Below are 13,845 nucleotides of genomic sequence, written 5' to 3'. Positions count from 1 at the left end.
GTCGCGATAGGGCCGCAAAGCGGCCCCCGGCGATCCCTGCTGCGGCATAGATCCTGGGGCTGCTCCGCAGCCCTTTCGCGACACAAGGCCGCTCCCACAAAGACCGTGTCGGCTTGGAGCTAATCATTTATTGCACCGCTGCAAAGACCCAACTGCATCGTTAAATATTATTGACCTTAACCCCCGCCAAACCCACGCCGCCACAGGCCCGCATCGGTTTCAGACCCCAAAAACCGGCGCATTCCCTGCCATCAAGCCCTGCTCCGTCGTTTGACATATCGAACGGCTCTGGCAAGCTATCTACAAGCCCCGACCGGAATCGTCGCCTCCGACGAGCCGGCAGTGCTCGGGGCTACAGGTTGCACCCATGGCCCCGCGCCGTGCACCTGCACAACAACGACAGGCCGAACCTGTCCCAAGGTGACATATGTCCAACAGCAACATTGGCAACAAGCAACCCTCCCTGCGCAAACCCGTCGTCCTGATGACCATGGGCAGCCAAGAGCGCAAAGGCCATGACTACCAGGTCATGACCCACAAATACATCACCCCGCTGGTCGAGTTTTCCGATTGCGTCCCGGTGCTGGTGCCCACCTGCTGCGGCATCGAAGACCTCGAGACCTATCTGGACATGGCCGACGGCGTGTATCTGACCGGCGCCGGCAGCAACATCGACCCGGCCCTGTACGGCCAGGAGAACGAGACCCCCGGCAAAGGCCAGGACCAGAACCGCGACCTGTTCGACATCCCGCTGGTCAAGGCCGCGATCAAGCGTGGCCTGCCGATCTTCGGCATCTGCCGTGGCATGCAGGAAATCAACGTGGCCCTGGGTGGCGACATCTACCAGAAGGTGTACGCCGAGCCTGGCTTCAACGACCACCGGGAAAACCCGGAAGACCCGGTCGAGGTGCAATACACCCAGGTGCACGGCGTGAAGATCAAGCCGGACAGCTGGCTGCGCGACACCCTGGGTACCGACGAGATTCGCGTCAACTCGCTGCATGGCCAAGGCCTGCACAAGCTCGGCGCCGGCATCGAGGCCATCGCCCACGCCGAAGACGGCCTGGTCGAGGCGATCCATGCCCCGAGCATCTCGCCGTTCCTGTTCGCCGTGCAGTGGCACCCGGAGTGGCAAGCGGCGAAGAACCCGGATTCGATCAAGATCTTCCAGGCTTTCGGCGACGCTTGCCGGGCCCAGGTACGCAAGGCGCAGATCAAGCGCCAGCACGCTGCCTGACCCCAGTTTCCTCTGCTTTGATCGCGGGGCGGCGCAAGGCCGCCCCCGTTTTCCCCGGTCACCCTCTGCTGGTCCCAGAACACTTCCCGTGGAAACGGGCGGCGGGCTTGTGCCTGTCTCCGCGATCGTTTTTTCCTACCTCATCAAGAGATACGATGACTGATCGCAGCTAGTCTGCCATCTGTGTCTTATACATCTCTTGTTGTCGCCTGTGCCGGCCTCTTCGCGGGCACGCCCGCTCCCACAGGGAATCTCCGCTACCTTCAAGCGCACCACGGTCCCTGTGGGAGCGGGCATGCCCGCGAAGAGGCCGGGCCAGGCAATAACATTCCTTCAGCCCCTCCACAAAAAAATCTCCCAAAGGGACTAGTCATCGTACAAGTTGTACGATAACTTACCTCCAACGCAAAACAACACCCTTCACCCAAGCGCCACAGGATGCCAACAACAATGACTCCACAAGAACTCAAATCCATCCTCTCCCACGGCCTGCTGTCTTTCCCGGTCACCGACTTCAACGCCCAGGGCGACTTCAACCCGGCTGGCTACGTCAAGCGCCTGGAATGGCTGGCCCCGTACGGCGCCAGCGCCCTGTTCGCCGCCGGCGGCACCGGTGAGTTCTTCTCCCTGGCTGCCAGCGAATACAGCCAGGTAATCAAGACCGCCGTCGACACCTGCGCCAAGTCGGTACCTATCCTCGCCGGCGTCGGTGGCTCCACCCGCCAGGCCATCGAATACGCGCAAGAAGCCGAGCGCCTGGGTGCCAAGGGCCTGCTGCTGCTGCCGCACTACCTGACCGAAGCCAGCCAGGAAGGTGTCGCCGCCCACGTCGAAGCAGTGTGCAAATCGGTAAACATCGGCGTAGTCGTCTACAACCGCAACGTCTGCCGCCTGAACGCCGACCTGCTGGAAAAACTGGCCGAGCGTTGCCCGAACCTGATCGGCTACAAGGACGGCCTCGGTGACATCGAGTTGATGGTGTCGATCCGTCGCCGCCTGGGCGACCGCTTCAGCTACCTGGGTGGCCTGCCGACCGCCGAGGTGTATGCTGCTGCCTACAAGGCCCTGGGCGTGCCGGTGTACTCCTCCGCCGTGTTCAACTTCGTGCCGAAGACCGCCATGGACTTCTACAACGCCATCGCCCGTGACGACCACGCCACCGTGGCCAAGCTGATCGACGACTTCTTCCTGCCGTACCTGGACATCCGCAACCGCAAGGCCGGCTACGCCGTGAGCATCGTCAAGGCCGGTGCCAGGATCGCCGGTTACGACGCCGGCCCGGTGCGTACTCCGCTTACCGACCTCACCGCCGACGAGTACGAAAAACTCGCCGCGCTGATGGACAAGATGGGCCCGCAGTAAGCGCCGCCCGCGGCCTGCCAGATGCCGCGCCCGGAGTGGGCCAGCCCCACTCCGGTTACAATTCGTGAGCCCGCACAAAAATAACTAGTGGGAGTACTACCAGCATGCAAGCGACGAAGAAGACGCATGTGCGCTACCTGATCCTGTTCATGCTGTTCCTGGTGACCACGATCAACTACGCTGACCGCGCCACCATTGCAATCGCGGGCTCCAGCCTGCAGAAAGACCTCGGCATCGATGCCGTGACCCTCGGCTACATCTTCTCCGCCTTCGGATGGGCATACGTGGCTGGCCAGATTCCTGGTGGCTGGCTGCTCGACCGCTTCGGTTCCAAGAACGTCTACGCCTTCAGCATCTTCACCTGGTCGCTGTTCACCCTGCTGCAGGGCTTTGTCGGTGGCCTGCCGGTGGCCTGGGCGGTGGTGACGCTGTTCACCCTGCGCTTTTTGGTCGGTTTTGCCGAAGCCCCGTCGTTCCCGGGCAATGCGCGCATCGTCGCGGCCTGGTTCCCGACCCAGGAACGCGGCACCGCCTCGGCCATCTTCAACTCGGCGCAGTACTTCGCCACCGCACTGTTCGCACCGATCATGGGCTGGATCGTATTCAGCTTCGGCTGGGAGCACGTGTTCGTGGTCATGGGCGCACTGGGCATCGTGTTCTCCATGGTGTGGCTGAAGACCATCTACAACCCGCGCCAACACCCACGCATCAGCCCGGGTGAACTCGAGCACATCGAGCAGAACGGCGGCCTGGTGGACATGGACCAGAAGCGCGGCAACGACGGCCCGAAATGGGGCTACATCAAGCAACTGCTGACCAGCCGCATGCTGCTGGGCGTGTACCTGGGCCAGTACTGCATCAACGCCATCACCTACTTCTTCCTCACCTGGTTCCCGGTGTACCTGGTGCAGGAGCGCGGCATGACCATCCTCAAGGCCGGCTTCATCGCCTCGCTGCCGGCGGTCTGCGGCTTCATCGGTGGTGTGCTGGGCGGGGTGATCTCCGACTGGCTGCTGCGTCGCGGCAACTCGCTGACCTTCTCGCGCAAGCTGCCGATCGTCTGCGGCCTGCTGCTGTCGACCACCATGGTGTTCTGCAACTACGTCGACGCCGAGTGGATGGTGGTCGGCTTCATGACCCTGGCGTTCTTCGGCAAAGGCATCGGCGCGCTGGGCTGGGCAGTGGTCGCCGACACCTCGCCGAAGCAGATCGCCGGGCTGTCGGGCGGGCTGTTCAACACCTTCGGCAACATCGCCTCGATCACCACGCCGATCGTGATCGGCTACATCATCAGTGCCACCGGTTCGTTCAAGTGGGCCCTGGTGTATGTCGGCGCCAACGCCCTGGTGGCGGTGTTCAGCTACCTGGTGATCGTCGGCCCGATCAAGCGCATCGAGCTGCGTGAAAGCCCAAAGCCTGACGCCGAGCCAGCGGCCGGCAGCGAACTGGCCGGCTCGCGCCACTGAGTGAACACGCCCGCGTCGGCCACCCCGCCGTGGGCGGATGTACAAAAGCCTGAGAACCTGACAAGTAGGGCCCGAACATGCAGTTGATCGAACATTCCGACTCGCCCCGCTACGTCCGCCTGCACGACGACGACAATGTCGTGGTGGTGGTCAACGATGGCGGCCTGGGCGAAGGCGCCCGCTTCGCTGACGGCCTGACCCTGGTCGAAGGCGTGCCACAGAGCCACAAGGTGGCCACCGTAGCCATCGCCAAGGGCGAACCGGTGCGCCGTTACGGGCAGATCATAGGCTACGCGCTGGAAGACCTGCGCCAGGGCAGCTGGGTGCAGGAGAGCCAGCTGGCCATGCCGGCCGCGCCGGAGCTGGACAGCCTGCCACGCTGCGACGCCGTCCCGCAGCCGCTGCCGCCGCTCGAAGGCTTCACCTTCGAAGGCTACCGCAACGCCGACGGCACCGTCGGCACCCGCAACATCCTCGGCATCACCACCACCGTGCAGTGCGTGGCCGGCGTGCTGGAGCATGCGGTAAAGCGCATTCGCAGCGAGTTGCTGCCCAAGTACCCCAATGTCGATGACGTGGTGGCCATCACCCACAGCTATGGCTGCGGCGTGGCGATCAACGCGCGCGATGCCTACATCCCGATCCGCACGGTACGCAACCTGGCGCGCAACCCCAACCTGGGCGGCGAGGCCCTGGTCATCAGCCTGGGCTGCGAAAAGCTGCAGGCCGGCCAGGTGATGCACGACAACGACCCGTCGGTGGACCTCAGCGACCCGTGGCTGTACCGCCTGCAGGACGCCAGCCTGGGCTTTGTGGAAATGATCGAGCAGATCATGGAACTGGCCGAGACCCGCCTGAAGAAACTCGACCAGCGCCGCCGCGAAAGCGTGCCGGCCAGCGAACTGATCCTGGGTATGCAGTGCGGGGGCAGCGATGCCTTCTCGGGCATCACCGCCAACCCGGCACTGGGCTACGCCGCCGACCTGTTGGTACGCGCCGGCGCCACCGTGCTGTTCTCGGAAGTGACCGAAGTGCGCGACGCCATCTACATGCTCACCTCGCGGGCGGAAAACCAGGAGGTCGCAGACGCCCTGGTGCGCGAAATGGACTGGTACGACCGCTACCTGCAGCAAGGCGCCGCCGACCGCAGCGCCAACACCACGCCGGGCAACAAGAAAGGCGGCTTGTCGAATATCGTCGAGAAGTCCCTGGGGTCGATCGTCAAGTCCGGTAGCGGCGCCATCCAGGGCGTGCTCGGCCCGGGCGAGCGGGTCAACCGCAAAGGCCTGATCTTCTGCGCCACCCCGGCCAGCGACTTTGTCTGCGGCACCCTGCAACTGGCTGCCGGCATGAACCTGCATGTGTTCACCACCGGCCGCGGCACCCCGTACGGCCTGGCCATGGCGCCGGTGGTCAAGGTATGCACCCGCAGCGAGCTGGCCCAGCGCTGGCCCGACCTGATCGACATCGACGCCGGGCGCATCGCCAGCGGCCGCTCGACCATCGAGGAGCTGGGCTGGGAGCTGTTCCACTACTACCTGGACGTGGCCAGCGGCCGCAAGCAGACCTGGGCCGAACAGCATCGCCTGCACAACGACATCACCCTGTTCAACCCGGCACCGATTACCTGATGACCCGGCTTCTCGACAGTGTCGCGATCCCTGTGGGAGCGGGCGAGCCCGCGAAGCAGGCAACCCGGTGTATGGCACCGGCTGCGCCGGTGTTCGCGGGCTCGCCCGCTCCCACAGGTCATGCGACAACCTGCCAGATTTTCTCTCAACCTACAGGAGCACCCCATGCCTGAAATCCTCGGCCACAACTTCATCGCCGGCCAGCGCAGCGCCGCTGGCCCGCAGCGCCTGCAGAGCCTGGACGCCAGCACCGGCGAGGCCCTGCCCTACAGCTTCGCCCAAGCCACCGAAAGCGAAGTGGACCAGGCCGCCAAGGCCGCGGCCGCCGCTTTCGCCGAATTCCGCCAGCTGGCCCCGGCGCGGCGCGCCGAATTCCTCGACGCCATCGCCGCCGAGCTGGACGAACTGGACGACGCCTTCGTCGCCATCGTCTGCCGTGAAACCGCCCTGCCCCCCGCCCGTATCCAGGGCGAGCGCGGCCGCACCAGCGGCCAGATGCGCCTGTTCGCCCAGGTGCTGCGCCGTGGTGACTTCCTCGGTGCACGCATCGACCTGGCCCTGCCCGAGCGCCAGCCCCTGCCACGCGTGGACCTGCGCCAGATGCGCATCGGCGTCGGCCCGGTCGCCGTGTTCGGCGCCAGCAACTTCCCGCTGGCCTTCTCCACCGCCGGTGGCGATACCGCCGCGGCCCTGGCCGCCGGTTGCCCGGTGGTGTTCAAGGCCCACAGCGGCCACATGGCCACCGCCGACCTGGTCGGCTGCGCCATCCAGCGCGCCGCCGAGCGCACCGGCATGCCCAAGGGCGTGTTCAACATGGTGTTCGGTGGCGGCGTCGGTGAGTGGCTGGTCAAGCACCCGGCCATCCAGGCCGTCGGCTTCACCGGCTCGCTGAAAGGCGGTGACGCCCTGTGCCGCATGGCCGCCGAGCGCCCGCAGCCGATCCCGGTGTTCGCCGAGATGTCCAGCATCAACCCGGTCATCATCCTGCCGGGCGCCCTGGTCAAGCGTGGCGAAGCCATCGCCCGAGAACTGGCCGGTTCGGTGTGCCTGGGCGCAGGCCAGTTCTGCACCAACCCGGGCCTGGTGATCGGCCTGCAGTCGCCGCAGTACAGCCAACTGCTGGCCGAGCTTGGCCAGCACCTGAGCCAGCAAGCCGGCCAGACCATGCTCAACGCCGGTGGCCTGCGCAGCTACGTTGGTGGCCTGGAGCACCTGCACGCCCATGCCGGTATCGAGCACCTGGCCGGCCAGGCGCAGGCAGGCAGCCAGGCGCGCGCCCAACTGTTCAAGGCCAATGCCCGCCTGCTGGTGGAGTCTGACCCGCTGCTGCAGGAAGAAGTGTTCGGCCCGACCACTGTTGCCGTGGAAGTGCAGGACAACGACCAGTTGCGCGCCGCCCTGCTCGGCCTGCGCGGCCAGCTGACCGCGACCCTGATCGGCGAGCCGGAAGACCTGCAGGCCTTCGCTTGGCTGGTGCCGCTGCTGGAGGAGAAAGTCGGGCGGATCCTGGTCAACGGCTACCCGACCGGTGTCGAGGTGTGTGATGCGATGGTGCACGGCGGGCCTTACCCGGCCACGTCGGATGCGCGCGGCACGTCGGTCGGCACCCTGGCCATCGACCGCTTCCTGCGCCCGGTGTGCTACCAGAACTACCCGCAGGCGCTGTTGCCTGAGGCACTGCGCGACGGCAACCCGCTTGGGCTGCGTCGTCTGGTGAATGGCCAGTGGAATGAGGGCGCGATCTGATCGCCCCTTGAAACCAGAAAGCCCCGCACATGGCGGGGCTTTTCTTTTGGCTGTACCGGCCTCTTCGCGGGCACGCCCGCTCCCACAGGTATTGCTGCACCCTCAAGATAAGGTGATCCCTGTGGGAGCGGGCACGCCCGCGAAGAGGCCGGTACAAGCGACGAAGGCCTCAGGCCCCCTGCGCCTCGGCCTCTTCATGCGCCTGGCGCAAGCGCTCGCGGCTGTTGCTCAGGTGCATGCGCATGGCCATCTTCGCGCCTTCGCTATCACGCCGGGCGATGGCTTCGTAGATCGCCTCGTGCTCGTGCATCAGCCGGCTCATGTAGTGCGCCTGGTCATCGTGGGCCAGCCGCGCCGAGTTCAACCGGGTACGCGGGATGATGCTGGTGCCCAGGTGGTTGATGATGTCGGCGAAGTAGTGGTTGCCGCTGGCCTGGGCAATGCGCAGGTGGAACTGGAAATCCGCCGACACCGCATCCGTGGCGTGAGCAGCCCCTTCGTTGAGTTCGTCCAGCGCCGCACGCATGCCGGTCAGCTCTTCATCGCTGCGCCGCTGCGCCGCCAGGCCCGCCGATTCGATCTCCAGGGCAATGCGCAACTCCAGCACCGCCAATACTTCGCGCAGGGTGACCACGGTCGCCGGGTCGATACGGAAACCACCCGTGGCTGGCGCGTCCAGCACGAAGGTGCCAATGCCGTGGCGGGTCTCGACCTGCCCGGCGGCCTGCAGCCGCGAGATCGCTTCACGCACCACCGTGCGGCTGACACCCTCTTCGGCCATGATCTGCGATTCGGTCGGCAGCTTGTCGCCGCGCTTGAGCTGGCCGCTGCGAATGCGCTCGGTCAGCACCGTGACCAGTTCCTGGGCCAGACTGCGCGGCTTGCGCCGGGTCTTTGCCTGTACCTGCTGCTCTGTCATTGCCCTGTATTTCACCTTGAAAGACAGCGCTCATCATAGCGCAAGCAGTTGTACGATCACATACACACAGTGCGGTATTTCTCGGCGTTCGCAGGCGCGGCAGCCCTGAACGAAACACTGGAAATGCTGGCCCCTCGCAGGTGCGAGGCTGTACTGTGCGGTTTCACGCTCATCCATGGAAGGAAAACACAGCATGAAACCCCTCGACCGCCTGTTGCTCGCCAGCGGCCTGTTGATCCCCCTCTGGCTGCTGGCAGGTGTATGGTTCACCGCCCTGGCCTACCCCGGCTACGACCACCTGCAACAGGCCATGAGCCAGCTCGGCGCGGTCGGTTCGCCGACCCAGAACTGGTCGCCGCTGGTCAACAACTTCCCCCTTGCCATCCTGTTCACCCTGTTTGCCTGGGGCCTGGCGCGGCGCTGGCGTGGCTCGAAGCTGGCATTGCTGAGTGCGGCGCTGGTGCTGTTGCATGGCGTGGGCAGCCTGGGTACCGGGTGGTTTCCCTGCGACCAAGGTTGCGTTCCGGCGCAGCCTTCCCGTTCGCAGCAGCTACACAACCTGTCCGGCTTGCTGATGTTCCTTTCGCTGACCCTTGCTAGCGCGCTGTGGGCCTGGTTGGGCAATCGCATTGCCGGCTCCAGGGCACTGGGGCTGTTTTCCCTGGCCTGCGTGGTATTGGCGATCGTGACCGTCGCGCTCATGGGCAAGGCAGCGCAAAGCGGCCAGTGGTTCGGCCTGTACCAGCGACTGAACTACGGCGTATCAGTAATCTGGGTCGCCAGCCTGGCCTGGACCAGCCTACGCCCCTCCCGCGCCAGCCCGTTGCGGATGGCAACAACCTGACGGCAATTTGCTGGCCCCCGGTAGCAGCTTGTGAAGGCAAACTTCGTTTTCCTTCAGATGCTTAGGACAGCAACATGCGAGTACTTCTAGCAACGATGGCCGGCTGCCTGCTGGCCACGCTCGCTTTCGGCGCCCAGGCACGGGCGCTGAGCCAGAACGATCGCCACACTTGCGGCTGGGGCGCGCAGATAGCCGCCGAGGCGCAGCAGGCCAAGCTTTCCGGGGTAACCCTGTATGCCACGCGCAAGAAGCTGCAGGCGCGCAAATTCCCCAAACCGTGGATGCGCATGACCGCCTTCGGCATTACCGAACAAACCTACAACAGCCGCTCGCGGCTCAAGCCTGCAGCGATCAAGCAGACCTATTACGAGCAGTGCGTGCAGCATGCTGTAGCAAGGCGATAACGATTGCCCAGCCCTTTTCGCGTAGAGAACTGGATTCGCAAGCGGCCCGCGTACCCTGTGGGAGCATTATGCTGTGCGTCTCGCATGCTCGTACTGCCCGCTTGGTGCTCGACTTGTAACAACCGCCCGGCTGATGCTGCCTGTACTGGCCTCATCGCCGGCAAGCCAGCTCCCACAGGTACTGCACATGGCTTGAAAGCGATGCGGTCGATGTGTGTGCGGCTTTAGCCGCGAAGAAGCCAACGCGGTGCATGGCACCGGCTACGCCGGTGTTCGCGGCTAAAGCCGCTCCCACAGGGTCCCTGCTAATTCAATTAGTTATGTGCAATTCTATAGCCGCCATGGTGCGCCGGCCTCGAAGCGTGCTTCCAGCCACGCCTTGAAAGCCACCAGGGCGGCAGTGTTGAGGCGCGCGGTCGGCCGTACCAGGTAAATGCCTGCCGCCACATCCAGCTGCCATTGCGGCAGCACCCGCACCAAGCGCCCGGCGGCGAGGTCCTCGCCCATCAGCCAGTCCCCTCCCGCCAGGATGCCAACGCCACGCCGCGCCGCCTCCAGCAGGGCTTCGTTGTCATTGCTGCGCAGGCTGCCGGCAACCTTGACACTCACCTGCTGCCCACCACTCATCAGTCGCCATTCAGGAAAGCTTCGCAAGCCACTGAAACCCAAGCAATTGTGCCCAGCAAGATCCTCCGGTTGCCCAGGTGCGCCATGCCGGGCCAGGTACTCGGGCGACGCACACAGGATGCGCAGGTGATCGCACAGCTTCCTGGCCACCAGGCGGTTGTCAGCCAGCTCGCCAATGCGGATGGCAGCGTCGAAACCCTCACCGATCAGGTCGACGAAACGATCGGCATACTCGGCCTCCACCATCACCTGCGGGTAGGCCAGCACGAAATCGGCCAGCATCCCGCTCAACCAGCGCCGGCCCATGGCTGCCGGCAATGCCAGGCGCAGGCGCCCACGTACCGTCGCCGCCCCCTCGGCCGCTTCCTGTTCGGCCTCGGCGATCAGCCGGTTGGCCTCGCGCACCTTGGCCACCAGCCGCTCGCCTTCATCGGTAAAGCGCAGTTGCCGCGTGCTGCGCTCAACCAGGCGAATGCCCAGGCGCACCTCCAGTGCACTCAGGCGCTTCGACAGCACCGTGGGATGGCGCCCCAGCTGCCGCCCGGCAGCGGCAAACGAGCCCTGCTCGTGCAGCGCCAGCAAGGTGGCAAGTTCATCGGCGCGGCGGCTGTCGAAGGCATCCATGGCAAGGCTCGGCACAAGGCAGTAGGGGTGGAAATCAGGTATCAGGCAGTAAGGACCAGCGCGCCCTCCGACTGCCCTTGCTCCAGGTCCCGGTGGGCCCTGGCCGCGTCGGCCAGCGGGTAGGCACGCCAGACCCGAGGCTGGATGATACCCTCGGCGACCGCCGCCAGCACATCGGCGGCGCGCTGCTGGTACTCATCGACCGTGCGGGTGTGTGCTGCCAGCGAGGGCCGGGTCAGGTACAGCGAGCCCTTGGCGTTGAGCGTGGCAACCTCGATGGCCGCCGGCGCGCCGGAGGTGCCGCCGAACGACACCAGCAAGCCACGCACCCGCAGGCTGTCCAGCGAGGCTTGCAGCGACACCTTGCCGACACAGTCATAGGCCACGTCCACGCCCTGGCCGTGGGTCAGCTCGCGGACCTGGCCGGCCAAGGTTGCCGCGTCGAACACCAGCACATGGTGGCAACCCGCTGCCTGCGCCCTTGCCACACTCTGCGGGCGTGATACCACGCCGATCACCGTCGCCCCAAGGTGCCGCGCCCAAGGCGCCATCAGCTGGCCCAAGGCACCGGCGGCACCGTACAGCAACACTTGGCTACCGGGGCCCACGGCATAGGTGGTCTTCAGCAGGTACTGCGCCGTGATGCCCTTGAACAGCACGGCGGCAGCGGCCTGGTCATCCAGCTGCGGCGGCAGCTTGATCAGGCGCTCGGCCGGGTACAGGCGGCCGCTGGCGTAACCGCCAACCGGGCCCATGGCATAGGCGACCCGGTCGCCCACCTGCACGTCATGTACCCCTTCGCCGACGGCGGCGACCCGCCCAGCCCCTTCCAGCCCCAGCCCGGAAGGCAAGTCCAGTGGGGCACCGCCCTTGCGCTGCAACAGGTCGAGCGGGTTGACACCCATGGCCGTCTGTTCCAGCCAGACCTGGCCGGGCCCTGGGGCTTGTGCTTGCAAGTGTTCAAGCTGCATGACATCGGCGGTGCCGGTGCTGTTGAGAACGATGCGGGTAGCCATGATCGAATCCTGTTGGATGGGTGTTCGAGTCAGGCTAATCAGGCGGGGAAAGTTGAACAATCAGGCGGGATGCAGATGATTTCTGCACCCCTTGCAGCAATTCGCTCAGTGCCTCAGCACCCGGTCAGCGCTACAGGCCGACGCTCGCCGGCAAAGAACAGCGGACGCAGGCGCACGCCGATCAGGTTGCCGGCATAGGGGCGCCCAGGCTACGCGGCTCGGGTGTTGCGGTTGCGGAAAGACCCATAGGAATACTCGGATAACAGTGAAACGGGTGGGGAGTATAACCCCAACGACTGACACGGTCCTTGTAGGAGCGGCCTTGTGTCGCGATGGGCCGCAACGCGGCCCCGACAACGTCAGCCATGATGCCGAAATCCTGGGGCCTCGACAGCCTTGGGCATTTGTTAAGCTGATGAAAACTGCCAGACACAACCAAGACCATTCGCACCATGGATGAACTACGCAAGATCGACCTCAACCTGCTGCTCGCCCTGCACGCCCTGCTGAGCGAAAAGCACGTGACCCGCGCCGCCCTGCGCCTGCACCGCAGCCAACCGGCGGTAAGCCACGCCCTGGCGCAGTTGCGCAAGCACTTCGACGACCCCTTGCTGGTGCGCCAGAACGGCCGCATGGCCTTGACCGCCCGCGCCCAATCGCTGGCCAAACCGCTGCACGACGCCCTGGGCAACCTCAACGGCCTGCTGGCCGCCCCACAGTTCGAACCGGCCAAGGCCCAGCGTCGCTTCAGGCTCTCGCTGTCCGACTATTCCTCGCGGATCATCCTGCCACCCCTGCTGCGCCACCTGCGCCAGGTCGCGCCCGGGGTGGACCTGGCCATCAGCCAGGCCAGCCGCGAAACCATGCTGGCCCAGTTGCTCGATGGTGAACTGGACCTGGCCCTGGGCATCTTCCCGGACCTGCCCCAGGCCATCACGGCGCAGCCGCTGTTCACCGACAGCTTCATCAGCGTTGCCGACCGCCAGGTGCTGCCGGCCAGCGGCGGCCTGCCCCTGGCCGACTGGCTGGCCCGCCCGCATGTGCTGATGGCCATGCACCCGGATGCCTTCGATGAAATCGAACGCGCCCTGGCCGCGCAAGGCCTGCGTCGGCGGATTGCCCTGGCCTTGCCGCACTGGAGTGCGGCAGTCGAAGTGCTGGCCGGCACCGACCTGATCCTGACCGTGGCCAGCCGCGCGGTGGGCTCGCTGCACCAGCACAGGACATTGCGCCAGTTCGAGCCGCCACTGGCGATTCCTTCGTTCGATTACCAGCAAGCCTGGCACAGCCGCAAGGACGACGACCCCGGGCATCGCTGGCTGCGGGAAACCGTGTGGGCGTGCAGCCAGCCGGGGCGCTGATCAGCCTTCCGGCTGTTTCACCACAGCAGTGGCACTGGCCGGCGTGCCTGCTGCCCAGGTGCCCTGCACCAGCAGCACGCCGCAGAGGATCAGCACCACACCCGCCAACCTGGCCAGGTTGAGCGGCTTGCCCCCCAACCCCATCACCCCGAAGTGGTCTGCGACCACCGCCGTGATGATCTGCCCCGCCACCACCAGCACCAGGAAACCCGCGGCGCCCAGCCTGGGGGTGAGCGCCGCGGCACCGGCCACGTACAACGCCCCGAGCACACCGCCAACCCACAGCCACCAGGGCCCCTGCAAGGCCTTGCCCATGTCCGGCGCCGGCACCCTGAGGATCAGCAACGCGGCGATCACTACCAGCGAACTTACCGTCAATGACGTGAACGCACCCCACAACCAGTGCCCCAGCGCCCGGCCGACGGCGGCATTACCCGCAGCCTGGAACGGCAGCACGGCACCGGCAAGCAACGCCAGGGCAAAGGGAAGCACCAGAAGGCACAAGGTCTTGCTGAACATGGCAGTCCTCATTCGTGACAGATGTTCAGGCGATGATCGGAAAATTCCCTTTATCCATGGAAATCGAAAGTGTGCACGCATGCTATTCG

At 65.4% G+C, this 13,845-nt stretch carries 12 protein-coding genes; 8 read left to right on the top strand and 4 right to left on the bottom strand.

From position 1 onward, the window contains the following. Nucleotides 1-427 precede the first annotated feature (427 nt). The 5 genes from CAG22_RS08370 (at nucleotide 428) to CAG22_RS08345 (ending at nucleotide 7,442) form a co-directional block, all read left to right on the top strand. Nucleotides 428-1,237 carry a gamma-glutamyl-gamma-aminobutyrate hydrolase family protein gene (locus CAG22_RS08370; RefSeq protein WP_085705214.1) on the top strand — a complete coding sequence of 270 codons (810 nt, stop codon included), beginning with the start codon at nucleotides 428-430 and terminating at the stop codon, nucleotides 1,235-1,237. A gap of 450 nt (nucleotides 1,238-1,687) precedes the next feature. Continuing rightward, on the top strand, nucleotides 1,688-2,599 hold the full coding sequence (gene kdgD / locus CAG22_RS08365) for a 5-dehydro-4-deoxyglucarate dehydratase (protein ID WP_025338830.1): 912 nt from the start codon (nucleotides 1,688-1,690) through the stop codon (nucleotides 2,597-2,599). Between the two features lie 104 nt (nucleotides 2,600-2,703). Continuing rightward, nucleotides 2,704-4,065, top strand: a complete 1,362-nt coding sequence (locus CAG22_RS08360) for an MFS transporter (RefSeq protein WP_015270698.1) — start codon at nucleotides 2,704-2,706, stop codon at nucleotides 4,063-4,065. 77 nt (nucleotides 4,066-4,142) lie between these two features. Continuing rightward, nucleotides 4,143-5,696: a galactarate dehydratase gene (gene garD, locus CAG22_RS08355; protein ID WP_025338828.1), complete on the top strand. Its 1,554-nt coding sequence runs from the start codon at nucleotides 4,143-4,145 to the stop codon at nucleotides 5,694-5,696. A 165-nt stretch (nucleotides 5,697-5,861) separates the two neighbouring features. After that, nucleotides 5,862-7,442 carry an aldehyde dehydrogenase (NADP(+)) gene (locus CAG22_RS08345; RefSeq protein WP_085705212.1) on the top strand — a complete coding sequence of 527 codons (1,581 nt, stop codon included), beginning with the start codon at nucleotides 5,862-5,864 and terminating at the stop codon, nucleotides 7,440-7,442. 169 nt (nucleotides 7,443-7,611) lie between these two features. Here CAG22_RS08345 and CAG22_RS08340 read toward each other — a convergent pair whose 3' ends face one another. Next, entirely contained in the window at nucleotides 7,612-8,361 is a 750-nt protein-coding gene (locus CAG22_RS08340; RefSeq protein WP_024087290.1) for a FadR/GntR family transcriptional regulator, read from the bottom strand. Between the two features lie 193 nt (nucleotides 8,362-8,554). Here CAG22_RS08340 and CAG22_RS08335 point away from each other — a divergent pair, with 193 nt between their 5' ends. Then, nucleotides 8,555-9,205: a DUF998 domain-containing protein gene (locus CAG22_RS08335; RefSeq protein ID WP_085705210.1), complete on the top strand. Its 651-nt coding sequence runs from the start codon at nucleotides 8,555-8,557 to the stop codon at nucleotides 9,203-9,205. Between the two features lie 74 nt (nucleotides 9,206-9,279). Further along, the gene (locus tag CAG22_RS08330) at nucleotides 9,280-9,609 is read left to right on the top strand and encodes a hypothetical protein (protein ID WP_023660807.1); all 330 of its coding nucleotides are present in this window, start codon (nucleotides 9,280-9,282) and stop codon (nucleotides 9,607-9,609) included. A 330-nt stretch (nucleotides 9,610-9,939) separates the two neighbouring features. Here the strand turns inward: CAG22_RS08330 and CAG22_RS08325 are convergent, their stop codons facing one another. Further along, nucleotides 9,940-10,860 (bottom strand): LysR family transcriptional regulator, encoded by a 921-nt coding sequence (locus CAG22_RS08325; protein WP_085705208.1) that lies wholly within the window; start codon nucleotides 10,858-10,860, stop codon nucleotides 9,940-9,942. A 41-nt stretch (nucleotides 10,861-10,901) separates the two neighbouring features. Further along, the gene (locus CAG22_RS08320; protein WP_085705206.1) at nucleotides 10,902-11,876 is read right to left on the bottom strand and encodes a quinone oxidoreductase; all 975 of its coding nucleotides are present in this window, start codon (nucleotides 11,874-11,876) and stop codon (nucleotides 10,902-10,904) included. Nucleotides 11,877-12,328: 452 nt separating this feature from the next. Between CAG22_RS08320 and CAG22_RS08315 the strand changes: the two genes are divergently transcribed. Continuing rightward, nucleotides 12,329-13,237, top strand: a complete 909-nt coding sequence (locus tag CAG22_RS08315) for a LysR family transcriptional regulator (RefSeq protein WP_085591552.1) — start codon at nucleotides 12,329-12,331, stop codon at nucleotides 13,235-13,237. Here CAG22_RS08315 and CAG22_RS08310 read toward each other — a convergent pair whose 3' ends face one another. Then, nucleotides 13,238-13,756 (bottom strand): DMT family transporter, encoded by a 519-nt coding sequence (locus CAG22_RS08310; RefSeq protein ID WP_025338822.1) that lies wholly within the window; start codon nucleotides 13,754-13,756, stop codon nucleotides 13,238-13,240. Nucleotides 13,757-13,845: the final 89 nt, after the last annotated feature.

Source organism: Pseudomonas sp. B8(2017), assembly GCF_002113575.1.
In the GTDB taxonomy this organism is placed as follows: domain Bacteria; phylum Pseudomonadota; class Gammaproteobacteria; order Pseudomonadales; family Pseudomonadaceae; genus Aquipseudomonas; species Aquipseudomonas putida_Z.
This window is presented reverse-complemented; position numbering and strand designations above follow the sequence as displayed.